Annotated in this window: 20 protein-coding genes, 1 tRNA gene and 1 pseudogene; 13 read left to right on the top strand and 9 right to left on the bottom strand. The window is 52.3% G+C overall.

Features of this window, described 5'->3' with window-relative positions:
* The first annotated feature begins 175 nt into the window (after positions 1–175).
* From GOV89_RS21420 to GOV89_RS21400, 5 genes are all read left to right on the top strand, one after another.
* On the top strand, positions 176–568 hold the full coding sequence (locus GOV89_RS21420; protein WP_170494867.1) for a thermonuclease family protein: 393 nt from the start codon (positions 176–178) through the stop codon (positions 566–568).
* Positions 569–660: 92 nt separating this feature from the next.
* Complete coding sequence (locus GOV89_RS21415; RefSeq protein ID WP_170679168.1) at positions 661–2,178, top strand: hypothetical protein; 1,518 nt, start codon at positions 661–663, stop codon at positions 2,176–2,178.
* Positions 2,162–3,301: a hypothetical protein gene (locus tag GOV89_RS21410; RefSeq protein WP_171239057.1), complete on the top strand. Its 1,140-nt coding sequence runs from the start codon at positions 2,162–2,164 to the stop codon at positions 3,299–3,301. Before GOV89_RS21415 ends, GOV89_RS21410 begins: the two co-directional genes overlap by 17 nt.
* Entirely contained in the window at positions 3,280–4,050 is a 771-nt protein-coding gene (locus tag GOV89_RS21405; protein WP_171239056.1) for a helix-turn-helix domain-containing protein, read from the top strand. Before GOV89_RS21410 ends, GOV89_RS21405 begins: the two co-directional genes overlap by 22 nt.
* Positions 4,043–5,365 carry a VWA domain-containing protein gene (locus GOV89_RS21400; RefSeq protein WP_170679174.1) on the top strand — a complete coding sequence of 441 codons (1,323 nt, stop codon included), beginning with the start codon at positions 4,043–4,045 and terminating at the stop codon, positions 5,363–5,365. Before GOV89_RS21405 ends, GOV89_RS21400 begins: the two co-directional genes overlap by 8 nt.
* 236 nt (positions 5,366–5,601) lie before the next feature.
* Here GOV89_RS21400 and GOV89_RS21395 read toward each other — a convergent pair whose 3' ends face one another.
* Both GOV89_RS21395 and GOV89_RS21390 read right to left on the bottom strand, forming a co-directional pair.
* Positions 5,602–6,480 carry a hypothetical protein gene (locus tag GOV89_RS21395; protein ID WP_171239055.1) on the bottom strand — a complete coding sequence of 293 codons (879 nt, stop codon included), beginning with the start codon at positions 6,478–6,480 and terminating at the stop codon, positions 5,602–5,604.
* A gap of 19 nt (positions 6,481–6,499) precedes the next feature.
* Positions 6,500–6,593, bottom strand: a tRNA-OTHER gene (locus tag GOV89_RS21390).
* A gap of 462 nt (positions 6,594–7,055) precedes the next feature.
* Between GOV89_RS21390 and GOV89_RS21385 the strand changes: the two genes are divergently transcribed.
* Entirely contained in the window at positions 7,056–8,033 is a 978-nt protein-coding gene (locus tag GOV89_RS21385; RefSeq protein ID WP_348540132.1) for an adenylate/guanylate cyclase domain-containing protein, read from the top strand.
* 85 nt (positions 8,034–8,118) lie between these two features.
* On the opposite strand, the gene GOV89_RS21380 is transcribed toward GOV89_RS21385, so the two are convergent.
* From GOV89_RS21380 to GOV89_RS21365, 4 genes are all read right to left on the bottom strand, one after another.
* Positions 8,119–9,591 (bottom strand): DUF2779 domain-containing protein, encoded by a 1,473-nt coding sequence (locus tag GOV89_RS21380; protein WP_170585298.1) that lies wholly within the window; start codon positions 9,589–9,591, stop codon positions 8,119–8,121.
* A 108-nt stretch (positions 9,592–9,699) separates the two neighbouring features.
* A complete protein-coding gene (locus GOV89_RS21375; RefSeq protein WP_170791928.1) occupies positions 9,700–10,476 on the bottom strand; it encodes a 2-keto-4-pentenoate hydratase in 777 nt (258 codons plus the stop codon).
* A 304-nt stretch (positions 10,477–10,780) separates the two neighbouring features.
* Positions 10,781–11,572, bottom strand: coding sequence for a class I SAM-dependent methyltransferase (locus GOV89_RS21370; protein WP_170458396.1), 792 nt, complete (start codon positions 11,570–11,572; stop codon positions 10,781–10,783).
* 283 nt (positions 11,573–11,855) lie between these two features.
* Positions 11,856–12,662, bottom strand: a complete 807-nt coding sequence (locus tag GOV89_RS21365) for a class I SAM-dependent methyltransferase (RefSeq protein ID WP_170486082.1) — start codon at positions 12,660–12,662, stop codon at positions 11,856–11,858.
* Positions 12,663–12,805: 143 nt separating this feature from the next.
* On the opposite strand from GOV89_RS21365, the gene GOV89_RS21360 reads away from it, so the two are divergent.
* The 4 genes from GOV89_RS21360 to GOV89_RS21345 all read left to right on the top strand — a co-directional run bounded on the left by GOV89_RS21360 (position 12,806) and on the right by GOV89_RS21345 (position 16,670).
* Complete coding sequence (locus tag GOV89_RS21360; protein ID WP_170486081.1) at positions 12,806–13,513, top strand: helix-turn-helix domain-containing protein; 708 nt, start codon at positions 12,806–12,808, stop codon at positions 13,511–13,513.
* Between the two features lie 703 nt (positions 13,514–14,216).
* Complete coding sequence (locus tag GOV89_RS22720) at positions 14,217–14,636, top strand: hypothetical protein (protein WP_209940277.1); 420 nt, start codon at positions 14,217–14,219, stop codon at positions 14,634–14,636.
* Between the two features lie 860 nt (positions 14,637–15,496).
* A complete protein-coding gene (locus GOV89_RS21350) occupies positions 15,497–15,835 on the top strand; it encodes a cytochrome c (protein ID WP_171239062.1) in 339 nt (112 codons plus the stop codon).
* Between the two features lie 418 nt (positions 15,836–16,253).
* The gene (locus GOV89_RS21345; protein WP_171239054.1) at positions 16,254–16,670 is read left to right on the top strand and encodes a c-type cytochrome; all 417 of its coding nucleotides are present in this window, start codon (positions 16,254–16,256) and stop codon (positions 16,668–16,670) included.
* Between the two features lie 210 nt (positions 16,671–16,880).
* Here GOV89_RS21345 and GOV89_RS21340 read toward each other — a convergent pair whose 3' ends face one another.
* Positions 16,881–18,527: an alkaline phosphatase family protein gene (locus GOV89_RS21340; protein WP_209509760.1), complete on the bottom strand. Its 1,647-nt coding sequence runs from the start codon at positions 18,525–18,527 to the stop codon at positions 16,881–16,883.
* Between the two features lie 270 nt (positions 18,528–18,797).
* Here GOV89_RS21340 and GOV89_RS21335 point away from each other — a divergent pair, with 270 nt between their 5' ends.
* Genes GOV89_RS21335 through GOV89_RS21325 form a run of 3 tightly spaced genes read left to right on the top strand, consistent with a single transcriptional unit; the run spans position 18,798 to position 23,614 of the window.
* Positions 18,798–19,793, top strand: coding sequence for an HlyD family secretion protein (locus GOV89_RS21335; protein WP_171239053.1), 996 nt, complete (start codon positions 18,798–18,800; stop codon positions 19,791–19,793).
* On the top strand, positions 19,790–22,489 hold the full coding sequence (rbbA, locus tag GOV89_RS21330; protein WP_171181974.1) for a ribosome-associated ATPase/putative transporter RbbA: 2,700 nt from the start codon (positions 19,790–19,792) through the stop codon (positions 22,487–22,489). Before GOV89_RS21335 ends, rbbA begins: the two co-directional genes overlap by 4 nt.
* A complete protein-coding gene (locus tag GOV89_RS21325; RefSeq protein ID WP_171181972.1) occupies positions 22,490–23,614 on the top strand; it encodes an ABC transporter permease in 1,125 nt (374 codons plus the stop codon).
* A 386-nt stretch (positions 23,615–24,000) separates the two neighbouring features.
* Here the strand turns inward: GOV89_RS21325 and GOV89_RS21320 are convergent, their stop codons facing one another.
* On the bottom strand, positions 24,001–24,840 hold the full coding sequence (locus GOV89_RS21320) for an SDR family oxidoreductase (protein ID WP_171181970.1): 840 nt from the start codon (positions 24,838–24,840) through the stop codon (positions 24,001–24,003).
* Between the two features lie 881 nt (positions 24,841–25,721).
* Positions 25,722–26,035, bottom strand: a pseudogene (locus tag GOV89_RS22715) (hypothetical protein); the annotation flags it as partial.

The raw sequence follows: 26,035 nt of genomic DNA, 5'->3' as shown, positions 1-26,035 counted from the left end.
GGAGAGAGTGGGTCAAATGCAGACCAGTTCCGCTGTATCGTCGAACAGGCGAAGCTCGACGGCGAGGAGTGCGGCGGGATCAGGGGGCGTGGCACGCAACAGAACACAAATGTCTGCGTAGCCCCCCCGCCGATCACCTGTGGTGTGCATTGTTCAACAAATGGAGAAGAAATAGATGCTGCGATTGGCATTCATAATTTGCTTCTTTTCGGCGAGTTCGCTTTCTGCGGGGAGCTTACAGGTTCGCGACGCTGATACCATCGTAGTGAACGGTACACCTGTCCGACTACAAGGTGTCGATGCACCCGAACTCGGCAGCGTCGCTGGTAGGGATGCGAAACGTTGGATGGTGATGTTTTTGAATGGCAAGACTGTTGAGTGCAAACTCAACGGAGAACGAACGTACGACCGGTATGTGGGCGTCTGTTATGCGGATGGGCAAGACGTTGGCGCCGCGGTTATATCTGCCGGCCATGCATTGGATTGCGCACGATACTCTGGTGGTCGCTACCGTCATCTGGAAACATCCGCGGCAAAATCTCGACTAAGACGCGCAAAGTACTGTTGAACGGCACAATTCCTCAAGCCTCTGGCAGGAAGTAAAAAGTCAATTCCTAGAGCGGACTTATGTAAATCAAAGGTTTACGTGAGGTCGCTGTTATGAAGGAAGAAGTAGAAAACTCTGGAACCGAAAACGTAGGCGGGCTCGCCTCGGATTTCGTGGGTCAATCTGACGTCAAAAGTCAAAACCTCGGGTACGCGCGGAAGCTCATCCGGCTTGCCTGGGGAATTGAGCTTATTCTAGTGTCTGTCGGTTTGGGAATTGCATTCGCACAGGCTTCAAGCATGCCAGAGGGCAGTGGATTTGCGCAGACGTTTCCAGTCTTCGGCGTTTTTGTTGTTCTTGCTGCCGTAGAGTTGGCGAAGATTCCGGCAGCGACTGTTGTTTTTCATTCAAGACGCTGGGCGCGTTTGTTCGCATCCGTTGGGCTATTGGTGGCTGCACTGATTTCTTTCGAGACAATTTTCAACGGATTCGAGAGGTTTGTTCACGTCACAACCACGCCAGTAGCAGAAGCCAAAGCGGAACTAAGGGAAATCAAAGGCGAAATCAAAGCTTTGTCGGAAGCCGCCTTGCAGGATGAACTTGATGGAACAAAGATCAAGGAAGCTGATGCTGAACAATTGGAGAGTCTTCGCACCTCGTTGGCCCTGCGAGAAGAGGCACTTCAGCGTGCAAAGCAAAGTCTTGAGAGCTTAGAGACAAGAGAACTTCGTTCTCAGCTAGAGCGCGTGATCCACCAGCAAACAGAAGCTGGCGATGCGGCCGCAGACGCATGGCAAAGCGAACAAGACAGCATCATGTCTCGCCTTAACGGATCAGCAATCGACCAGCAAACTCGGGCTCAATTGAATGCCCGTATGAGAAGCATGCCGGCCAAGCAGACAGTTATCGCAGAAGCCCGCGCACCATTTGATGCCGAGATCCAAAAGCTAAACACGGAAATCGAAGCGTCCATTACAGAACCTGATCCGCAGGCGCTGGCAGCGTTGAATGATGCTCAGACCGCAAGGAACCAAGCAGCCGAGCGGTTGTCAGAGCACGAAGCCGAAAGTGCAGTGCGGGCTGCGGAGCGAGTTGAAGCGCTTGCGAAAACTCAGATGCATGCTGCCGAACGTGGTGCCAAAATTGAGGTGTTGGAGGAAAAAGCGGTTACGAAATCCGCCGATGTCGAGGAGCTCTCCAACCAGTCTCAAATGCACCGTTGGGCGTCGTTTGTCTTTGGTGTTGAGCCGTACGAAGTTTCCGAAGACCAGGCCAAACAGATTGGTGCCGCGTTTGGGGTATTGCTTGGGGTCGTGGGCGCTTTGACCGGAGCAAGTGTTGCCCTCTATGCCGAGTGGTTTCGCGTACGTGGCGTGAAACCTGTCGTGCAACGCGTCGAGGTGCCGGTTGAAGTCACTGTGGAAAAAGAAATTGAAAAGCCAGTCGAAATCGAGGTGCCCGTAACGAAGTTTACCTACGTACCTGTTCCTGTCGGAGAAAACGTACAGGGCGCCTTGGATGCCATCCTCGAAGCCCTTCCTGAAGAAGCCGCAAACGAACTAAAAACTCAGCTCGCGGCTTCCCAAAAAGATTCTGATAGTGAGGAGATTAGCTATGCGCACGCTGCATGATACGCAGATGCTGGAATCCGTTGTTCGGTCCATGTCAGACAAGATCGCTGAACCAGCAAGACAAGTTCGCGAAGCATCTGCTCGTCTCACCAGAACAGTTGAAGCCGAAGCTCAAGTTAAAATCGAGCACGCCGCCGCACAGTCCAAGCGTCGTGTCCTTATTGCAGAGGGAATTCGGTCCTCACTGATTATGATTGCTGCCGCAGTTTTAGTTTTAGCGATTGGTTTTGCTGTCAGTTGGATAATGCAGTCAGAGTCCGAAGTCCAAGTAACAGAGGCCTCCGATGCGACTGCCACTGAAGTCAGCCCTTGGCCCGCTGTTGGAACTAATGAGAAGTCCGTTGATGGAGGAGTAATCACAACCGACTTTACTATTTTCAGGGAAACATCAGTCATGTTGGGAGGTACAGAATTTCCTGTGACCGCCGGGCATTCCTTCAAGCACGAAGAAGACAAGAACTTCGATACAGCCTGGTGCTATTCGAACATCTATGCGGACGGGTTGAATCTAAAAATTAGCCTCGGGAATCTCGATCCAGGTGGAACGCCGCAACAAGCTTTTGTGTCGAATGCTACCCTGTCAAAAGCCGGGATTTCCAAAGGTGAAGCAGAAAAGCTCTTCCGAAATTGTCCTTGGCTGAACGGCAATCCTAATACGGCTCAAATACCTGAAAGGGGCAAGAAATACAGTTTTTCCGGAGAGGTCACTGCGGAAAGCGTGGACGCTTTGATCAATGCAATTGGTCAAGGCGCGAACGTCATAGAGTTCTCATCTCCTGGAGGTTTAGTAGACGAGGCTATCCGCGGACATACGGTTCTTCGCGACGCAGACGTAAAAACCATTGCGACTGGTCCGTGTGCTAGCTCGTGCACTTTGCTTTTTCTGGGAGGCGCAGAAAGGGATGTGGTTGGAAGCGGTTCAATTGAAATTCACCAATGGCGGACAGAAGTTGGTGTGTCGGATGAGGCCGACTCCCAACTAACCTCAGCCATTCTCGTTCACCTGTTTTCAGCGGCAGGGGTTTCAGAGGAGTTTTTTGTGGCTGGAGCGTCTACACCGGCCGACCAACTTTACAGGTTATCCCGAGCTGAGCTGGTAAATTGGGGCGTCGTGACACAGTGATCAACAGTAAAACGCAAGAAGTCGTCAACTTGACATGTCGAGATGTCAATATTATTCAGCTCGTCATGACAAATGGAATCACACTTGAAGAACTGAGCGAAAGAACTGGGGTGGAACCTCGAACATTGCGCTCATGGATAAGCGAAGGACTACTTTCCTCGCCAAGCAAATCGGGGAGAGGGGCAACCTACCCTGCAACAAATGTAGAGCGAGCCAAGGCAGTTTTGACGTTAAAAAACTTATACGGCATGACGCTGGCAGACATTGGACTCCGGTTCATGACGGCAACGGAAGAACAGATAGAAGAATGGGCCGAGGAGTTGCCGACCGCAACCAGATCGCGAGGTTCGGCGCGGGAATATCTCAGGAACATTGAGACACAAAAGGAGGTTCCGCTCGCGTACAAAATGGCACCGATGCCGCGCGCAAGATCTGATGGCCAGCACAGCGAAGAAAGCCGCGATCTGTTCGGTGACAAGAAACCGCGTTTCAGTGAACGGCGGGAAGCAAAGCGCCTTGAGAGAGAAGAGAGCCTTGCCAGTATCGAGCAACTGATCGTCAGTTTGGAAGAGCTTTTCGAGGGCCCAGCACCTCGGCGTGCCCGAGGCATGATCTGGAACCGGATCTCCATCACTCCAGACCTGGAGCTTTCGATCAGAGGAAAGCTTGAACCAAGAGAGCGCGCATTATTCGAACAACTCGCGGACCATCTCCGCGCAATACTAATAGGAGGCAAGAAACGTGACTGATAATAATATTGAACTGAAGTGCCAATTTGACCGTGAGCAGTTTTGGGAACGCGGCGACTCCGTTCGCTACTTGGTGGCCAAGGTAAGAGCCTCGGATTGCAACTCGTCTTCTAGACGCGAACGGGAACCCATGAACATTGCTTTGGCAATTGACGTCAGTGGCTCGATGTCAGGTGGAAAGCTTGAGGCAGCAAAACAGGCAGCGTTGGGCCTTGTGCCGAAGCTGTCAAGCCAAGATCGTTTGACGCTTGTTTCCTTTGGTTCGGACGTTGTTACTCACCTGGATGCTGTTTCGGTCGACAACAAAAATTTGCCAGAAATCGAGTTTGAGATTTCGCGCTTGCGGACGCGTGGATGTACAAACTTGAGCGGTGGGTGGTTCCAAGCTGTTGACCGTGCCGCCACCGTTTACGAGGCGGACTCCAGACTGCCGCCACGGGTCATTATCCTAAGCGATGGGCACGCCAACGAAGGCGTTACGGATCCTTTTGAACTCCGCCGGCATGCGAGCGAACTGCGCAAAAGAGGCGTAACAACTTCAGCACTCGGTATTGGAAATGGATACGATGAACAGCTGCTGCGGGGCATCTCTGAAAATGGAGGTGGAAGACTGCATGATGCCGAATTTGACACCGAGATTTCATCGGTTTTGCTCGGGGAGCTAGAAGACATCTTCTCTACCGTGGCCGACAACGTCGAAGTTTCAATTCAGTATCCAGCTGGGTTTCACGTAGAAATCCTCGGCAAATCCTCATCTCTTGGACACGCGGGACGCTTGAATGTCGATTTGGGGCCCCTTCAAAACGAAGTAGAACGCGCGGTGGTAGCAAAAGTAACTTGTCCGACGTCTGCTCATAAACAGCGATTTGAATTCACAGCGAGCGTTTCTGCCAGATCAGTGGGAGGCGGCGAGCCATTTCAACCGCAATTCAGTACAGCCCTACTTATGGCTGCGGACAGAGGAGAAAACGCAAGGTGTCCAAAATCATCGGAAATTGCGTCGATAGTCGCAACACATTGGCAGGCTCACGTATTGAACCGCGCGGGGCAAATGAACCGAGATCGAGCGTTTCGGGAGGCGGCCAACTACGTTGAAAGAGAGTTACGGTATTTTGAGGCATATGTTCGCGAATTGCCGGGAAGCCGGGAACTGGTGCGTGGCCTAAAAGTACTCGCACGGCACGTAGACCGTGATATTTCTCCAAGAATGCACAAAGAAATGACGCTCAGTTCAGAGCTTGCGTTTCATCGCCGTGCAGACCACCGTGGAACCGCAAAAAAATCCTGGGTGGATCGCATGGTCGGTGGTGATTAAAAAACTCTCTGAAAACCAGATATTCCGAGCTTTTTGCGCGTTGTTTATTGGCGCGCAAACTCGGCAGCATCGACGGCGAAATCCAAATGTGAGGCTTGCCATCGGTCACCCTCAAAACCTCGATCTCAATATAGAAAGATTGCCTTGGAAGGCGACGTTCCTCAGGTCGCAGATTAGGAAGTTGACGATGGGTTTCGGTAACTTGACGTATTCAAAAACGTCGACGGTAAGCTGTACTAGCAGTCTGGGTCTGTATCGAGTTTGCCCCAGAGATCATCAACCAGATCTGAGAATCCATCATTAGAGGCCTCCTTGGGCAGTAGACCAGCTCTTCGCCGGCATTCGACCTCGGCCATTAGTTCCTCCTCCGTTGCTGTCTCAACCACATCACATCGAAGAGCTCCAATCTCGTCCGCTGTCCACGACTCAAATTTGTCAGCGTAGAAGCCCAGGGAATACGGTTCGTCATCAGATATCTGCTTGATCACAGCATTCCAATCTTCGCTCTGGTTCGATTCCTTTTCGACCCTCTCATCTAGTTCGCGGACAGACTTGCGGATCATCGGCGGCAGCTCTGCCTCAACGCCTTCTTCGCCCGCGCCAGTTCCCGCAAGCCAAAGGTCTGCGATCTTGCGGACGAGCGCCCAGGCCGTCTGATTTCGAGGGTGGCCGTAATATCCGCAGACACCGCAGGTCATTCGATCTCGAACACGCTTTTTTCGAACGCCAAATAGCCGGTGCCGTTTCGGATGGCGCTTGGTCGCGACATCATGCGCGCACCAACAACACAATGTCGTGTACCAGCCGTCCAACAGCTGGGTCTCGGCAGCGTTTGAGCAGCGCTCACAGGTACGATTTGCTCGTGCAATCGTGGCGATGATCATCGACTGGATGTGTCGATCATCACACCTGTGGTAGATGCGGAGCTCTCCCAGCTTCCCCTTGATCTGGAGGACAAAGGGGTAGGTGGCACCCTTCAGATCGCAGTATTCCTTAACCTCTGTGAAGAGCGCGGTGACCAAGCCGGACCAGCCTTCGGGTGTGCGTCCGAGGCTCTCCTCGACCGATTGCTTGATATCGTTGAAATCAATTGTGTTCGTGACGTCGTCCGCCATGTCGGACACCTCCTAAGGATGGTAGGAGGCGTCGGAATCGAACCGACTCGTGCACTCTAATCTGGAGCAATTACAAGGATATAAGCCTCGCCCGCATACCAATGCTGCCTCCCGCGGATTTCGCGTGGGTTATCGACTTCAGGCCGATATTCGATGGCAGTGGATGCGTGTGAACGTCATGACCGCAAGCTGAACCAGTTCGCATAACCATGTCAAGACGGAGCGTGCTGCACTTCGAAATTCACCGCGTAGTTCTGGGAACCTTCTAGCTTAGCGTGTGCCAAAAAGAATGAAGCATCCTATTTTGCGGGCCAGTACAGCGTCGAGTAGTTCTCAGACAGCGAAGCGATTCGATGCCCTGTGATCCAGACTCGAGCTCAGAAACTCCGTCGATAGTTCGCTCTGAACCGACGCGCGTCTTTTGATCTGCGTCTGACGCGCTGTGTTCTGGAGAAATACAAAAGTCTTGATCTGACCAAACGTCAGCGGCAGCATTGACCTGCATCTTTCGAAAAATGGAGATCCCGGTTGCAAGACCTTGTAAGCCTCATTCCATTTAGCGTCTCGAGTCATTTGTGACGATACGTTCCTCACCTGAGCTGCTGGCGGTTTCGAGGCGTTGGTATGAAATACTCAGAACCAAAAAGAATACTGACGAGTTGCAGGATTTTCTGTCGCAAGCAGATGAACTAAGGTTCGTTGGCACAGGCGAAGGTGAGTTTTGGAGCGGGCAAGCAGTTCGCGATGGGGTTAGCGGATTTTTTGCGGAGATCCCGGCACCCGTCGTTTTCGAAGAAGTTGAAGCTGAGGCCTTCGAAAACGGAGAAACGGGATGGTCATCCTTCGTCCATAAGATTCAGTTTGTCGGCTTTGATGAAGCCGTCTTTTACCGCACCGTTCTGATTTTTGTCTTGGAGGGTGCGGCCTGGAAGATCATCAATCGCCACGCTTCAGTACCCACTCCAAATATTGAACTCGTGGGTAAAGAACAGCTGGCCATCCAAAAACTGGTGGATGCTGCGCGTGAAGATGGACCCGAGCTGGTCCAAACCGAAGGTTTGGCTTCGGTACTTTTCACTGATGTGGAGGGCAGCACAACGTTGGCGGAGGCGTTGGGCGATCAGCGTTGGTCGGTGCTGATCGAAAACCACTTCCAAGTCTTGGCGGCGATCATCGAAAAGTATCATGGCCAGTTCGTGAAATCCCTTGGAGACGGAACGTTGTCCGTCTTTCCGTCCGCGAAAGAAGCACTAACGGCCGCTATCAAGATTCAGGGGGCCATTGCATCGGCTTCCGAGGAGCCATCTTTCGGTGTCCGGATTGGGATTCATACTGGTGATGTCGTGCAATCTCGTGGAGATTTTTTTGGCACTGTGGTCAACAAAGCGTCACGCATAACGACCGTTGGTGCGGCGGGCGAGATACTCGTTTCAGATGCGACTCGTGCCATGGTCGGAGGACGAACCGATTTCTCTTTTTCTGAAATAGAACCCAGACTCCTTAAAGGTCTACGCGGTCACCACGTCTTGTATCGGTTGGAGTGGCAAGATTAAGTCTTGGGGGCGCCGTAACTCCGGTAATTCGCCTAGTCTCCTTGGGGAGCAGCACCGCAAGTTGTTTTGAGGTTCGCAGCACACCTCACATCGCCAGCAGTTCCCGGTGAATTGCGACCATCGCCCAGGTGTCGCGCGTGCAATACGCCACAAGATCAGAATAGACCTTCTCGCGCTCTGGATCATCCGGTTCGGTCAGTGTTACGTCCTTCCAAAGGCGAGACGCGCTCGCTCCCTCTTTGATGTCCAGATCATCGTATGAAAGTTCTGGCAAAAGCGCTGGAAGAACGGCCTTGATGGAGGCGCTTCCCTTGAACGCGGGATCGTTGATCACTTCATCCGCAAACGGCTTCATCAGATCAACTACGCGGGCGTTTAAGTCTTCCAGAAACCCAGCGTGCTCTGGATAGGTTTCCGCCATTTCCGTATTGCGCGATTTCTCGAACGGCGCATACCAAACCACTAAAGAGCCAACGTCTCCTATGTCCTCACGAAGCCTTTTCAGCAAGGCTGGCATCGGGTTACTGGCGTCTCGGTGGAGATACTCCCTGTGCTCAATTTCTCCGCCAGGCTCACGCTGGATATGCAAGGAATACTGGAAAGCCACTTGCTGATAGGGACGCGTTCCGTCCCAAGGTGGCAGCAAACTCTGAGACGTCTCGTAGTCAAAAAAATAAACCGGATAGACAATCTCGCTCAGAAACCTGCTCAACTCCTGATGGTCGATTGTGCGTGCACCGTTTGCCACTGCTCTCAAGTAGCGCTGTGTTGACTTGCCCAACACAGATGGATCACTGATCTCGTCAATCTTTGTGATCCCGTCTGCGATGAGTGCGGAGGCTTTTTCCGCGTTCATGAACGGAAGGCGGTGGATGCTGTCTTGCGCGATTGGAGGGTCGAGCTTCTCGCGGATCTCCAGCCATTCACCGTAGGATTTAAGGCGCGCACGTTCGGGGGACGGATCAGGCATCGTACCGCTGGCAACGACGCTCAATGCCTGATCGATACGCGTGCGTGTTTTTTCGAGCTGCTCAGTCACCGCATCCGTGATGTCAGTGATGCTGACAAGCTCTCGCGGATTGATTTCGCCGTTTCTGACGTAGTCACGGTTCACATGTGCCACTTCGCAGCGCGCAATGGGGAACCCGGCTGCCTCAAGCACGACACGCTGGAATGCGAGATCAAAAGTGTGCTCGGGCTTTGCAGAAGTCCCGCTCTTGATCTCTGTCAGAACGTACCCATCGTCACTGCGGCTCACGATGTCGGAGATGCAAGTTATGGTTCCATCTTCATAACGTCCCTGCGCCACTGCGTTTGCACCGTTTCTCCAAGCCTCCAAAGTACGCGCGGGCAGAGCCTGGTATTCTGAAAAATCTGAAAAACCGAGGTGAACGAGATCACCAAATAGCTCCTCAGCAAAAGGCTCAAACGCGTGCCCCTCGTCAAAGCGCGCTTGCAATGAGGGGTCAATCGGCGGCAACAGATGCCTGGCGTGTTTCTTGATCCATAGCCAGGCTGGGTGCCTAAGAAACATCATGTAATCTGATTTGGATAGCATCGTTTAATTTGCATCCCAGAATTGATGAAACCAGTGGAAGACCATCATGGTCAGCTATTGAGAGCAACATTTCTTTGGTGCAGTCGGCGTCACCACTCTACCAAAGCCTCATGTAAATCGTACCGAGAGCTCGGTGTCCATCACGCCACCAAAACCAGCTGACCATTCTTCACCCGGAGACACTGGCCATGCGTCTGTCAAAGTACCGGTTGTAACCAGCTCGCCTCCCTGAAGCTGGTCGGCTTCGGAGAGCAGAGACACAAGATGAGCCAGGACTTCAATTGGGCCTCCAAGCGCGTTTTCACCTTTGCCGGACCCGATGGCCTTGGTGCCCTTGAACAATGCTAGTGGCACTTCGGCCAAGCCGATCAAAACATCATGCGTCGCCGCGACTTTGTCGCCAAGAACAAGGCAGCCGTGCAATCCTTGTGCTGCGATTGAATCTTCGACTGAGAATTTCCAGTCGGGATAAATCGATTGCACGATTTCAAACCCTGGAGCGACCCACTCCACGCAACCTGCCAACTGTTCATTGTTCATTTCAGCCGTCGGGGCATAGCCAAGGCCTAGTACGATTTCTGGTTCGATTCTCGGTTCTGAATAACTTGCCAAGTTTACCGGCTGATCAGTCGAAAACAGCCCATCTGCGTGGACCTCTCCCCAAATGGGTTGATCCACACCGTAAACAGGCCAAATCGTGCGGTTCGTGAAGCCGACTTTTCGGCCGACTCTCTTTTTGCCCTGAAGCTCTCGGACGCGACTTGCAAGCGAATAAGCGTCATCCAGTGTTAGCTTTCCTGCCTCTGAAGACAGTTTGGGTATCTGCTGGCCAGAGGTCAGGGCATGAGCGATTTTCTGAGCGTTAGCTTCAAGATCTCTTGTCATATTCGTACTATACTCGCCGACGGCTGGATTGCGATACAAGCAAGGTTCTGAAGGACCAGAGTAATGATTTTCGCCCAAGTCTAGCTCCAAGACCTACAAAGTGTCTTTAACTTATACGGCAGTTTCGTACCAACGGCAGATGTTCGACATAGTCGGGGCAACGACTGAGTTGCGGACAAAGTGAGTTTTCGCTGCAGTTGCGCAAAAGGCCGCTTCCGGAATCCTTGCATGGCCCAAAACGGTCGTTTTCACCGATGACATAAACGCATGAGCTTTGGCTAAGAACCGGACCTTGGAGGCATCTCTATCTGTACCCAACCGCCACATGCACGGCGTCTGGGTAAACCAGCCGATCCCCTTGCACGTAGTCTGAGAGGGCTTCCGTAACCTCGTCGATCAGTGCTTTCTGGGCCGTTTCAGTAAGTCCAGCAAACGCACCTGCAATAGGCATTGACGCTAGATGTAAAGGTACAAACTCCGGCGCGAGCGGCACGTCAATCATGAGCTCTTGTCGATGAACTGCCACATTGGTGAACCCTTGGGCACTCAACTGATCTCTGAGCTCTTCTAAAGACGGTGTTTGTCGTTGTGCGCGTTGCTTACCCGCAATCTCAGCTGAAATGTGATGCTCGACTGCAGCGCAGATTGCATTTGTATATGGGCTATGCCCGTCCCAGATTGAGAAAGCCATACGTCCGCCTGGAACAAGTAGCCGCAAAAACTCTGAGAGAGCTTGCGGCTTGTCGGGGAAGTAGTGATAGCCGTGCTGCGACAGGATGACATCGTAAGTCCCGGGCGGTAGACCGCTGTCGCAGACATCGCTCTCGATCCAGTTGATGTTGAGGCCATCCGCCAGTTCTTTGGCCGTTGCAAGCATTGGCCCGTTAATATCGAGGCCGTCTACCCTTCCATTCGGCCCGACTTTTTTCTTTGCCATCCGCGTCGTCACGCCTGTTCCGCATGCAACATCCAAAACATTTTCGGACTTTTGAAGCGATACCAGATCAATCAGCGCCTCGGCCCACCGACCAAACCAAAGGGGCACCATGACCTCTTCGTAGATTTGTGGGCCATTGCCCACCAGCTGGAATGTCACGGCATTCATCCTTTCTGGCTGCACGGATTGGAGCACGATACACAGCAGCGAACTCGGCGGTCAAATTTCTAAGAAGCCCGTGACAATAACCCGATGACAGAACCCTCTGGTCAAAAACGGTCGTTTGTGAGCGCTAACGTTCGATCAACCAAACCGCGAGCACTTACGTCGAGTTGATCATACGACAAGCGCGCGTGTCTAGGTCGGCAGTGCAGACAAAGCGGCCATTGCTCTGGAGGCCTGCAACGGCCGCATTTTAGGACTAAGTCTTTCGCATCAAGTGCTATTCGGTTGATAACCTGGCAAGCACCACCTTGAAAGCGGCGCCGAACTCGATCCGACCATCTGCCTTGCGGTATGGAGCGATGGCCGAACGATGCGCTTCATCCACCGCATCCTTGCCTGCCAAGCTTATTGCTTTGGCAGCTACGCCAGATGCGGCAAGACCCGCGATTGCAGCCGGTTCATCGGGATAAGACCAAGGACTGTCGACATCGAATACATCGAATGCTTCGAACCCGCCGTTCTCAACGAACTGACGCAGAACTTCGTCATCAGACAAAGCGAACGGGCCCGGTGCGTTGGGTGGCGGCGGCGGCAATAGCGGCTTCAAAACTGTCACTACCTCAGCTGCTTCCATGCCGTCCGGGTTGCCCCAGGTCGCGATAGCTATTGTGCCACCAGGTGCAAGGACGCGTTTCACCTCTGAAAGAGCCTCGGCGACATCCCCGGCATATTGGATGGCGTTGAAACTTGTCACCAGATCAAAGCTGCCATCTGCAAACGGGAGTTCCTGCAAATCCCCTACGTGAAAGGCCGCTGCCGGTAACCGGGACTGGGCAATGTCGATCAATGCACTTGATGCATCGAGACCAGTAACCACCGCTCCCAGCGCGCTGGCTTTTGCGGCCGCCATTCCTGCCCCGCAGCCGATATCAAGATATCTTGTCCCCTCGCTCACGCCAGTATGGTCGAGAACCGCGTCAAATACAGGTGCAATGGAGGCCTCCTGATACTTGGCCCAATCCTGCGCCCGATGGCCCCACATCTCTCCGTTAGCGACCCCTGTCATAGGGCTGTTCTGTGTCATCGTTTTCTCCTCACTATGTGATGACCAACTCAACCATGGTGGAGTTCTGCTAGAGTAGTGCGTGGGAGGTACTGATGCCGGTACTTCAGACGTACTAGCCCAAGTGGCTTTGCTGGCTATGATGTGGGGGTGAGGAGTTTTTCATGAACGTTAAACCATACGGTCTTCTGTGCCCAATTTCCCGTGCCAGCCAGTTGCTGGAACCAAGATGGACTATTCCAATCCTGACTGAGATTTGGGCCGGAGCCACCAGGTTCAACACATTACGAAGACGCCTCGGCAGCATCTCCCCCGGCGTACTTTCACGGCGACTTTCGGAGATGGAGCACAATGGTCTAGTTGAGCGTGTCGAAGACAAAGCAACGGGTGCCGTGGACTATTTCCGTACGCCGAAGTCCGAAGCGTTGGAACCTGTCATCAAAGCGCTCGGGGTCTGGGCACAGCAGAACATTGAGGCAGAGGTCGCGCTCGCTGGAACACTTGCCTCACCTATGATGTGGAAGTGTCAAAGCGTGCTCCAGGTAGATGCTCTGCCTGACAAGCGATCCGTGATCCGCTTTCATTTCAGGGATGAGCCAACGGACTACGACACATTTTGGTTTTTGGCCCAGCGGGGAATGCCTCCTGAACTTTGCGTCCACGATCCTGATCTCGACGTTGACCTATATGTTGAAACAACATTGGTCGCGATGGGCGGCATCATCATGGGGCGAACGACGTTGGCAAAGGAGACGGAGCTGGGGTCATTCTTCCTTAGTGGTGATCCGCGACTGGCGCGGACATTTCAGAACTGGCTGCCTCCCGCACCCTACGCGAAGGTTCCTGACATCCTCCCACTGCGACCGGAGTGAGAAACCCGGACACTCGCTGAGCCCGGAGCATTTGGGAGGTTTGGGCACGCAGCAGCCGACCGAGCCATAAACCTCTCAGCAACTTCTGGGTGCACGTGGCTCCGGTGTGAGTTCCAAAAACGGTCGTTTTTGGCACATCGTCCTGCCCTAACGTAAGATCAACGGCTTAGCCGTGTCACAAACCCCGTCCAAAACCTCAGAGGTTTTGGCAGGTTTTTGCCCGCAGCCTGAGAAGCCGCCTTTCGAGCATAGCGCAGCATCAGTCTTTTTGGGCTCAGAGCGGCCGTTCGCATTCATTGTCGCGGAGTCCGCATCCAGCCCAAAGCAGACCCACAGGCCGGAGAAGTCTTTGAGATCCATGTGGCATTTCTCCTGCGCGAATAAATTTGCGCTGATGCGCGTTTGTTTGCTGTTGTTGTCCAGGCATCTCATAACTGACGCGTTTGCGGTTTATCGCCTGCGTGCGAGTGAAGTACTTTGATCGGTCAAAAGTTGAAGACTGCCAATCAAAGCGCACTTATGATTGAAGGGCAGTGCTCTAAAGTTGTAGGACCCGTACAGGAACTATCTTAAATTGAGCGCGTACTTTGGAACGCGCAAACTTATGGGCAAATCGTGCAAAGTTATGCGCAAGTACCGCGCAGAGTTTTGGGCAAAGCTCCAAGATTTTCTTTAACGAAATCAATGTAAACAATGCAGCGTTATGAGCGCACCTACATCGTTGTCGAGCGGCGAAAGCTGTCTTGTAAAGGCTGAGCAGGGTGTAACTGCATCGAGTGCTGTTCAATGGCTTAAAGGTCGGAAGGAATATTACCCTTCAATTTGGGAAAAGCCGGATAACGTTACACCAATCTTGCCCAGCATAGATTTCGAAGATGAAGTGGTTTTCGTTCCGGTGGCTACCGATAACGCTTATTTCCATCCTCGTCTGGCTCGAGGCGGTAAATTCACAATTGGAGCCAAGGGGGAGGAGGTTCAGTATGACTCCTATGACGAAGCGCTTTCCGAACTTCAGAAGATGGCCACTCCGCGTTGGCGTCGCCCTAACGGAGCGGGAAACTGGGGCATCGTTTCCGGACGGGATTGGAAGAGAGTCGAGCGTCGCAAACTGCCCGTAACATAGTTTGGCGGATTGGACGCTTCGCACTCGGCGCTCCGCCACTTCCTTGTTGTTTCATAGCGGCAAGAAGTCAGAATCCACCACAATTGAACGGTAATGAAATCGCCGACCCGATCAGGCGGTTTCATCAAAACTAAACCTAGAGGGTAAGCATGGCACACCAACAGTGTTCCGACTGTCTTCGGACAGTCTATATGGATGATGATAGAGAAACAGACTACCCAGATGCTACTGGACTTTGTTCCTCTTGCGCGGAAGAACGGCGGCGGCAGGAAGAGGACTATTGGGACGACTAGAACCTGACATCACAGGTTGAGGCTATGTGTATGGAGTTTCATCAAAACTATACCGCCTTTTTAGTCCACTGGTGTCTTTAGACGGACGTCGTTTCAGGTTCATTGCCAATAACCTGTGGCAAACTTTCCGCAACCAAGTGTTGAAGCTTGCTAGCTTAGATGTACTTATAGCTGTAAGGCGCTGGCTTTGGGTCAGTTTTGCGAGCACCTAACTACAGAAGTCAGAGTGCTTTCGACTCGGAGTGCAGGCTTTTGGGCAAATCGTGCAGAATTATGCGCAAACGTCGCGCAAAGTTATGGGCGAGTACACTTGAATTTCATGAATAAAATCAGTGACTGGAACGCAGCGTCATGCGCGTCCCTACATCGTTTTGTGAGAGTTTTGTAAAGTTGGCCCTCACCGATCCTAAAACGGCAGTTGCTGTCATTGCCATGTTCTACATTGGACCGTAGGCTGAATAATAAACGGGGTAGAGCATGCACGCTATAAGGTGGGTTATTTTATCGGCTGGATTTATCGCTCTAGCCACAGCGTCGTGTACAGATTTGTATCCTGACGCCGATGTCATGCCCACTCGCGCTGATGGGGCAGCCTTTTTCTCAGAAAACTGTACTTCTTGTCATGGTGTGGATGGTAGAGGCGGTGGCCCGGCAAGCAGCGGTCTTTCCGTTGAGCCAACAGATTTGACAACATTGAGCGCGAAGAACGCAGGCACTTTCCCTCAAGCACGGGCCCTAAGCTACATCTATGGCGACCCAGGAAACAGCCATCTTGCTCGGGTTATGCCGGAATTTGGTGGGGAAATGGCGGAAGACCTGGTTCCGGTTGAAATCGAGGGTGTCTTGACGCCCACCCCGCGCGAGTTAGCAGGGTTATTGTTTTTCTTAGAAGGCATCCAACAGTAGATTGGTGTTCTTGGCGTTAGGTCAGTAATTGATCGTTTGCCGGTGTTCTGGACTTGCACCTTTTTTGACCCGGTGACAATTGCAGGCCCAGCATTGTGAAGCGCCGTGTTCTGCTAGGCGTAAGCAGTCACTCAAAATCATTTGGCCGAATTGGCGTGTCGAGTCCAATTCTGGCAGACTGCGAGTTGAAATATGATTTATGTCAAAGAGTCGAGCGCCTTCACATGCTAAATTTCGAATGTTAAATAGTGAAGCTGTTCTGAGCTCGTTGCTGCCTGTCCCCATCAATCGGTTTTGGGCCACAGGATAGCAAATGTTATATGGTAGAGGACCGACGTTGACCGGGGGAAGATGTCGGTCCATTTCTGTTGTAGTAAACTCTCGTGTTGCAAAGGACCTCCGGCTTATGAGGCACTTTATGATCGTTGCAAGCATGGGCATTAGTTCGGTTGCAACGACGTCTGCGGCCGATGAGTTTTCGGACCTTGGCAAAGACTTCTTTGTTGAGCATTGCGCCAGATGTCACGGAATCGATGCATCTGGAAAAGGGCCTGACGCAGCTGATTTGAAAACTGATCCTGCTGATTTAACAAAGATTTCCGACCGTAGGGGAGGCGTGTGGCCCATGTTGGAGGTCATGTCGATCTTGGACGGTTATTTGAAAGTTCAAGAACCTCGCGATGACATGCCAATAATCAACGAGTTGAACGACGGCCCTACTGTCGAATTCGATACGGGGAATGGTTTGGTTACGCGTATTCCTTCCAGACTAATCGAAGTTGCTGAGTATTTGGAGAGTATTCAGTCTCCGAAGCCGGAACGATATGTTCCGTGAAGTTCTGCTCCGCATATACGTATGCTAAAGAATGCTACGTTGGGCGGTTTCCGTAGTCGCCAAGAAGCAACGAATATGAGGATCGCTTTGTGGACGATGTCGTCGCGGTCTGGCCTAGCGTGCTTCAGTATCAGGTCTCGCGCTTCACAGCGGTCTAATCCAAGACTTCTTGTAGTACCTCACCGCTCGCACCATTAGGACGTGCCGTGCTCAATATGCTGACAGTGTGGATGCGAGAGCAGTCGTGCAAACACGGCGTGCGACCCGTTGCGGTTTTAAGTTCGGTCCAGCAAAGATAATCGGCACATGTGTGTCACCGCGCCACGGTGACCCGTGGGTGGATGTGACAGACAGACCATCGAAGTCCGCGATGAACCAGCCGGGTTTGAAGATTACGTATATGTTCCCGGATCGGGTGGGGTGGTAGTTGTTGCGGACCAAGCGCATGATGTCGGTATCGGGCAGGAGGTTTGCTTCGATAGCCGTACTGGGGACGGCGAATGCCACATCGGGAAAGGATAGAAGCTCTTCTGCAATGGCTGACTCCAGCGTGGGTAAGTCAATATCACTGCGAGCCAATACTTCGGGGGCGATATTGAGATAGGGGTGATTATAACCCTCAAGCAATTTCCCGGTGATCCCAAACCGCTCCTTAAGCCTGGCTATCTGTTCCGTCGGGTCCCATGTGTCCGGAGCAACAAGGCCAGTTCGGATGCCAACACTCTCTAAATAGCCCGGCGCATCGGTGGTGCCGTGGTCCGCCGATAGAACGATCAAAACGTTTTCCAGCCCAATCCGTTCGTCAATAAACGCGAAGAGATTCATGAGAGTCTGATCGAGGCGGTATATCGTGTCCTCGGCTTCAAGACTGGAGGGGCCAAACACATGGTTGACGTAATCCACGGACGAGAAGCTAATCGCCAGATAATCCGCTACCGCGTCTTGCCCGATATCCTCGGCATCAATCAATCGTTTGGCAAATTGCGCCGTCAGATCGTCACCAGCGGGACTAAGCGTTAAAAAGGTCGTAAAGTAGGGATCTTCCAGCGGGTCAAACCCATTTTGCGCCGAAGAATAGCGATGAGGAAAGGTTGTGCCGAACCCGGCGACATCCGTCTCCCATGGTTGGTTGTCACGGTCGCCAAAGAGATAGGCTTCCTTTGGGTGCATCAATTCCCAAGAGGTTCCTTCAAAGGAGGCGCTTGGCGATGCGTCATTCCAGGCGGAAACCCAATCCGGGTATTTGTCGTAATAATACGAGCTTGTGACAAAACGGTTTGCGGCTTTTGAGAACCAGAATGCTTTGCCGCTTTGTCCCGCCATTGTAATAGCCCCACGGTCTTTGATTGAAACTCCAAAGACCTTGGCCGCACCAGCAGTGGAAGCGCTTAATTCGTCCGAAAGAGTTGTAACAAGCATAGCGCGTGGTGACCGCCCATCTGTGCCAGCTGCCGCCTGTGTTGGGTCAATTTCAATGTCGTCATTGACGCCAGCGCCATCTCCAAGGAGCGGAGCGGTGCTGTCTTCAACGTTGTAAACAAGGCGGTCTAGGGTTGTGTCGAACCAAATGTTTCCGATCATCCCGTGCACTGCCGGTGTTGCCCCGGTGGCCAATGTGGCGTGCCCGACAACAGTCTCTGTATTGGCATGGCAATGATGGGCGTCCACATAGTGTACACCGTTTTCAAGTAAATACTTAAGGCCACCCTCCCCAAGATTCTCAAAGTAGCGTGTCGGTAGATCGCCCCGAAACGCGTCAACGGTCAGCTGCAAAACGAGACGAGGAGGTTCTTGTGCATACGCAGGAGCGACTGCAACCAACCACAAAGACAAACAAGCTCTTAGTGTTTTGGTCATAGTGTTTCCTTTCGCTGTATTGCGCAGCTGGTTAGCGGCGACCGCAATTGCGCGTTAGAACAACCCGTTTCAATACCAAACTGATAACAAAAACGCTTCAAGTCTACTTCTTCCCACCTATCGCGAAAGAGCCTGCAACACCCAAACCGGTGTTCATACAAACAATTGCTTGGCACTGAGGTGTCCGGGTCGGTTTTGATCCAAAACAAGGCTTTGAGTCTTTTAAGACACTAAACTCTGCGCCAGAAACCCTGTTTCAGGTGAAACGCTATGACCAAAAGCCTATCGGTTTTTCTTATTTTGGCTGGTTTAGTAATTGCTGGTGCGTTGCTGTATGTCGTTGTTGCCGAGGATGGCGATGAATTGCCGGTTGGGTTTGTTCAAGGAAACGGGCGGGTTGAAGCGGAACAAGTCGAAATAGCACCAACTAATGCAGGTCGGGTTGCGAAGGTAACGGCAACAGAGGGCAGTATGGTTGCAGCCGGTCAAATCCTGGCCGAAATGGACATAGACGAGCTATCTGCGGCCCTGGATCGGGCTAGAGCCGAAGTAGCATTGGCAAATCAAACAAAGGCCGAAGCAGAAGCGCTCGTTGTGCAACGCGAAAGCGAACAGCGCAGGGCTGAGCAAGAGCTTGATCGTGCCACGGCGTTGCTGGAAGGACAAAATATCTCCAAAACTATTTTTGAAGATCGCGATACCACTCATAAAGTTGCTACAGCAGTATTGGGCGCCGCCAAAGCCCGAGTTGCAACCGCAGAAAGCCGTATTGCAGCCGCTGAGGCAGAAGTGCGCAGGATCGAAGCACAGATTGAAGACAGCGCTCTAGTGGCACCTTTGCCCGGACGCGTGCTTTACCGGCTTGCAGAACCCGGAGAGGTCGTTGGCGCGGGCGAACCAATCCTGACTATTCTTGGCCTTGAGAATGTTTACATGGAAGTTTTTCTTCCGGCGCGTGAAGCCGGACTTTTGCCCATTGGAGCTGAGGCTCGCATCGTGCTCGACGCTTTGCCGGAATATGCGATACCTGCATTCGTGAGCTTTGTTTCTCCCGAGGCACAATTCACTCCCAAACAGGTCGAGACCCTGGATGAACGGGAGCAACTGGTTTTTCGCGTTCGCGTCCGTATCCCAATAGACTTGGTTGAAAGTCGGATCGAGCACGTCAAAACCGGTCTGCGCGGTGTCGCGGTGATCCGGCTTAACCCAGCCGTTGCTTGGCCTGAGACGCTGGAACAACGCATCCCAGCAGAGCTTTTCGAATGAGAGTAGAGGGTGAAACCAGCGATATTCGAATTTCAGGTGTTACGCACCGCTATCGGAAGCATGTTGCACTGGATTCTATTTCGTTGGAACTGCCAGGCGGCCAGCTTGTGGGCTTTATCGGGCCGGATGGGGTGGGAAAGTCTACACTGCTTGGTTTGATCACCGGCGCAAAGAAACTGCAATCCGGCAATATCGACGTTCTAGGCGGCCCGATTGGCAATTCTGGCCATCGACACAGGATTTGCCCAGCCATCGCTTTCATGCCGCAAGGGCTGGGTCGAAACCTGTATCCGGAGCTGTCTGTACGCGAGAACCTCGAGTTCTTCTCAGGTCTCTTTGCTCAAGGGCATTCAGAGCGGGATGACCGTATCGCAGCGCTATTGGCTGCGACAGGGCTTGCGCAGTTTGAAGACCGTCTGATGGGCAAGCTCTCGGGTGGGATGAAGCAAAAACTAGGCCTTTGCTGTGCTTTAATCCATGACCCCAAACTTTTGGTTTTGGATGAGCCAACGACCGGGGTCGACCCGTTGTCGCGTCGGCAGTTCTGGGCTTTGATTGATGCAATCCGAGCAAAAAGCCCTGAACTGTCGGTATTGGTTTCAACGGCGTACATGGAAGAAGCCGACGGTTTTGACCGGATTGTCGCGATGGACGCGGGTCAAGTCATCTTTCAGGGGAAGCCCGCCGAATTGAAAGGGAGTGATGTCGACCTCGAAATTGCATATCGGCGTCTGAGATCACAGGAGTTGCCCGTCGAATCGGAGGGGAAAAACAAAACGAATGTGCAGATCGAAGCAAGCCCAGTGATAGTTGCGCGTGGACTGACACGACGCTTTGGTGATTTCACGGCCGTAGACAACGTCGACTTCACAATCAATCAAGGAGAGATATTCGGGTTTCTAGGATCAAACGGTTGCGGCAAGTCCACGACAATGAAGATGTTGACTGGCTTGTTACCTTCCAGCTCAGGTGAAGCACTGCTGTTTGGCAACCCTGTCGATGCATATGATCGAAAAATGAGGCGTGAAATCGGCTACATGAGCCAGGCCTTTTCCTTGTATGGCGAGTTGTCGGTCCATCAGAACCTACAATTGCATGCGCGGATATTTGCAATTGCCGACCGAGAACAACGTGTTTCGGAACTCACTGAGCGCTTTGGGCTCGAGGAACACCGGCATACGTTGGCGACGGCACTGCCCCTTGGGATCAAACAGCGACTGTCGCTAGCCGTAGCAGTGATCCACCGCCCGCGGGTGCTAATTCTCGACGAACCAACATCCGGTGTGGATCCAGAGGCGCGCGATTCCTTCTGGGATTTGCTGATTGAGCTCTCTCGAAATGAGTCGGTTACAATCTTTGTGTCCACTCATTTCATGGGCGAGGCGGAACGCTGTGATCGCGTTTCTTTTATGCATGCTGGTAGAGTTCTAGCGGAAGGTACTCCGGCTGAACTGATCGCTATTGAAGGGGTGGAAAGCCTTGAAGACGCTTTCATTTCGATATTGGAAGCAGCAGAAAAACCAGTCTCTGTTGTCGCGCCAGAAGTAGAATTTGGGACTAAATCCCAAGCCAGTCGAAGGGATTTCTCTCGTGTATTGGCATATGCGCGGCGCGAAACCGTTGAAGTAGCTCGTGACCCGGTGCGTCTGGCTTTCGCGTTTCTGGGTTCTGCTATTCTAATGTTAGTTTTTTGCTTTGGAATTACGCTGGATATAGATGAACTTGAATTCGCGGTACTTGACCTTTCTCAGGGGCCGGAGAGTCGTGCTTATTCGGCTGAATTCGCCGGATCGTCCTACTTTAAAGCCACATCGCCGCTGCAAAGCGCCAGCGAAGGGCGCGACCGTCTAGTGGCAGGTGAGGTCTCTCTGGTTGTTGAGTTGCCACCTGACTTTGACCGAAAGATGAGTACGGGTGAACCGACCCAGATACTTGCAACTGTAGACGGCGCTATCCCATTTAAAGGTGAGACGGTTGAAGGTTATGTTTCCGGATTGCACCAATCATTTCTCTCGGAATATGCCCATAGCAATGGCAAAACCCAGATAGATATTGCCCGGATCGAACCCCGGTTTCGCTACAATCAGAGCTTTGAAAGCATCGCCGCGATGGCTCCGGCAATGCCTGCTATCTTACTGATTATGTTGCCAGCTGTTTTGACTGCTGTAAGCGTAGCAAGGGAACGAGAGCTGGGGTCAGTTGTCAATTTCTACGTGACACCAACCACGCGGCTTGAATTTCTAGTCGGCAAACAAATTCCATACATTTTGATCGCCTACGCAAATTTTCTGCTTTTGGCCGGAATGACAGTTTTTCTTTTCGGGGTACCGTTAAAAGGAAACCCTTTCCCTTTGGCTGTTGGCGCCCTTCTTTACGTTTGGGCAACAACATCCTACGGGTTGTTGATCGCCACAATGACATCCAGTCAGGTGGCCGCCACGTTTGCAACTGCCATCGCCTCAGTTGTCCCAACAATCCAGTTCTCAGGTCTGTTGCAACCTGTTTCAACGCTTGAAGGAGGCGCACAAGTGGTTGGCTCTCTTTGGCCTTCCTCATATTTCCTACACCTAAACGTTGGAGCCTTCACTAAAGGTTTGGGGTGGGAGGCCCTTGCGCCAGACATTCTGGCCCTCGCCTGCTTCGGACCAGTTCTGACACTGATCGCAGCCCTATGTCTTCGGGCGCAGGAGAAGTGAATGCAGCGCTTCTACTGCATATTCTGGCTAGGCTTGAAAGAAGTGATGAGCCTGCGCCGTGATTGGGTGATGATGGCATTGTTGGTCTGGTCGTTCACGCTGGCCCCGATCATGGAAGCAACGGGAGTGGCAAGTTCTGTAAACAACGCCTCGATAGCGTTTGCGGATGAAGACGACTCGCCTCTTTCTCGATCACTTGCCACAGCGTTTTTCCCACCAGAGTTCCAACCGGTCGTCCTAATCGAACCCGGAAAAGGACCAGCGTACATGGATGCTGGGCGCTTTATTTTCGTTGTGGCTGTGCCCCCCGGATTCGAAAAGGATCTGCGCGCAGGGCGCAGTCCGGAGATTCAAGTTCTTATTGACGCAACCGCTATGGAACAGGCCGGTATTGGTGCAAACTACATCACCAGTATCTTGAGCGCTGAAATACATCGCTATGCAATTGGTATCGATCTAGTGGATGCTCCCTCAATCAGTGTCATCCTTAGAAGCGCCTTCAACCCAAATAGAGATACTGTACGTTTTGCTGGTATCGTTGCTTTGATCGGCCAGATCATGTGGCTCACAACTATATTGACCGGAGCGGCAATGATTAGAGAGCGAGAGCACGGGACTATTGAACATCTCCTTGCCATGCCGCTTGCCCCATTTGACATAGCTATTGCTAAAATTTGGGCGAATGCAGCAGTGGTTTTGGTAGCGGCTGGTCTTTCACTAACATTTGTGATGCAGGGTTCTTTGGGTATTAGTATCGCTGGATCCAAGATGTTGTTTTTGGTTGGCACGGCGTTGTTTCTTTTTACTGCGACGGCGCTTGGGGTGTTTCTGGCAACCATTGCACGCTCTATGGCGCAGTTCGCGCTTCTGGTCATGTTGATTGTGCTGCCAATGCTAATGCTGTCAGGTGGCGAAACCCCAATTGAAGGTCAGCCGGCGTGGTTGCAGGCAGGTACTTTGGTTCTGCCGTCACGCCATTACATGTCAGCAAGTCAGGCTATTGTTTTCAAAGGCGCTGGTATTGAGACTGTCTGGCCGGAATTCGTTTGGATGACGTTGTTGGGAATTGCTTTGTTACTAATGAGCCTACGGCTTTTTCGGCGTTCTCTTGCGCAGATCAGCTAGCAATCCAACTTGTTGGCTGTGACAGATTGGAGCGCTAGCTTCAATGTCTCTAGTCATATCGGCATTATGTGGGCCGACGGCTGGATTGCGATGCAATCGAGGTTTTGAAAGGCCATAGTCGCAAACTCAAAGGTTTGCACTGAAAGTGTCGAAACCTTCTGAATCAAATGGGCAAGTCCAAGGCGTTCAAGCGACAAAATTCTCCGCCCGTTTCTGAACCGAAGTTTTTTTACGCCACAACGGGTACACACAATAGAATTGGACAGGCCAGATGAGACTGTTAATGAGGTTCAATTATGGTGACAGGCGACAGGCTGTCGGCAACTGTAAAGCTGGCGGCATTCTTCAATCGCTAACTTGTCGTGATTGTTGGGCTATGGCGATGATCAGCCAGGCTTCGCCATGAAGTCCGCGAACGCTTTCTTATAGTCTGGATGCCATCGGCTGAGAGGTGGGCGATTTTCGATGATGTCTCCCACGCTCCAAGCAATGCGTTTCTCATCGATATCGCGTGAAACGTCATTGTCGGGGCAAAGGATGTAGAAATCCCCTCGGTTCACGCTTTCAACAAAGAAGTCGACCGCCTGCTCAGCGGTCCAGGCGGAGGCAGGCTTCTCGGGCGCGGAGATCATGCCGGTATAGACGAATCCTGGGACCAGAAGATGCGCGGTAATCTGATGACCTGGGCCCGTTCTGAGCTCGTGGGACAGTGCCTCGGTAAAGGCTTTGAGAGCCGCCTTGGAGACATTGTAAGCCGGGTTACCTGGCGGTGTCGTGATGCCTTGTTTGGACCCTGTATTGATGATTGCGCCTGGTCTGCCACGAGCGATCATGTTTGGCGCGAAGACCTGGGTGCCGTGGATCGGACCCCATAGGTTTACACCCAGCATATTGTCCCAAGCCGCGGCGTCGCCAACTGTCGATGAATTGCCTCCGACACCGGCATTGTTCATCAGAATATCTGTCCCTCCGTAGCGGTCTGCCACCATCCGCTCCAACGCCTCTAACTGCGCACGATCACGGACATCTGTCTCAGACGTCATTACATCGGCCGCGCCAGCGGCAGACACTATGTTTGCCGCGGCCGCCAGTTTCTCGGTGTCTCGATCAACAATAACAATGCGCATTCCCATTTGCGCGAACTTCACTGCGGTGGCGAGGCCAATGCCGGAAGCACCCCCGGTAATCACGGCCACAGAGTCTGAGGTAAATGCGGGGTGTGTCATCGGCTAAGCTCCTCCTAAGCCCGTGTTGGATCGAAAGGTCCGGAAAATCCAGACCGGCCTGGTGATATTAGGCGGCGTCGGCAACGTTAGTCTTCAGCTTGATAATACCTTCCAAACCGTAGGCGGTGAATAGCGCCTAGGTCGCCTTTTCTGCTTGTAAGCTTATCGGAATGACGGGGTCTGCCATGCCACTCTTGTCCACTTCATTTTGGAGTTTTTGCTGCCCAAGCGTGGTTTGGGTTGAGTTTTGCCAACTAGAATGCACTTTTGATTGAGTTTTGGTGCGTTCAAGTTGATCGAGCTACGCTAAGTCAATCGACAATTGAGCGCGTATAGTGAACCGTGCAAACTTTTGGGCGAATCGTGCAAACTTATGGGCGACGACACCCAGATTTTCTGAATAAAATCAATGATAGGAATGCAGCGTTACGCGCGTCCCTACATCGTTTGTGGATGATGACAGAAAAACAGATTATCTGGATGCTACTGGATTTTGTTCCTCTTGCGCGGAAGAACGGCGGCGGCAAGAAGAGGATTATTGGGACGACTAGAACCTAACATTGCGGGTTGAGGCTGTGTGTATGGAGTTTCATCAAAACCATACCGCCTTTTTAGTTCCCTGGTGTCTTAAGAAGGACGTCGTTTCAGGTTCATTGCGGACAACCTTTGGAAAATTTCTGCAATCAAGTATTGAGACATGCGAGCTTATATATACTTATAGCTGTAAGGCACTGGCTTTGGCTCAGTTTTGAGAGCACCTAACGACAGAAGCCAGAGTGCTTTCGAGTCGGAGTGCATGATTTGCCCATAAGATTGCGTGCTAAAGAAAGCCCATCGAACAAAACAGCTCCAATGACTTATCTGCAATGCTCAAATGCAGCTTACTCCCAATCGCCAGCAGACGAGCGCCACGTTTTAGCGTCCGCATCCCAAGTACTGGCGCTGAAGCAAGGCGTTGGGTTTATTCCGTCGCAATTAGAGCCATGTATATCTGCGACGACAACGCGTTGACGCCCAAAATCAATGACCGTCCAGCCTTGGTTGAGCAACGAGTGCACCTCCTCTTCAATCAAGAAGTGCGAGACGCATCCGCCAGTTCCGCAATATAGAGATGCGGCGCTTGAACACGCAAAACCAGATTCATTCAGAACCCAGTCGCGTTGTAGGTCTCCGTCGAGATCGACCCTCTCAACCG

The sequence above is a fragment of the Ruegeria sp. HKCCA5763 genome (assembly GCF_013034545.1).
In the GTDB taxonomy this organism is placed as follows: Bacteria; Pseudomonadota; Alphaproteobacteria; order Rhodobacterales; family Rhodobacteraceae; genus Ruegeria.
Note: the sequence above shows the minus strand (reverse complement) of the source record. Positions and strands in the feature narration are given on the sequence as shown.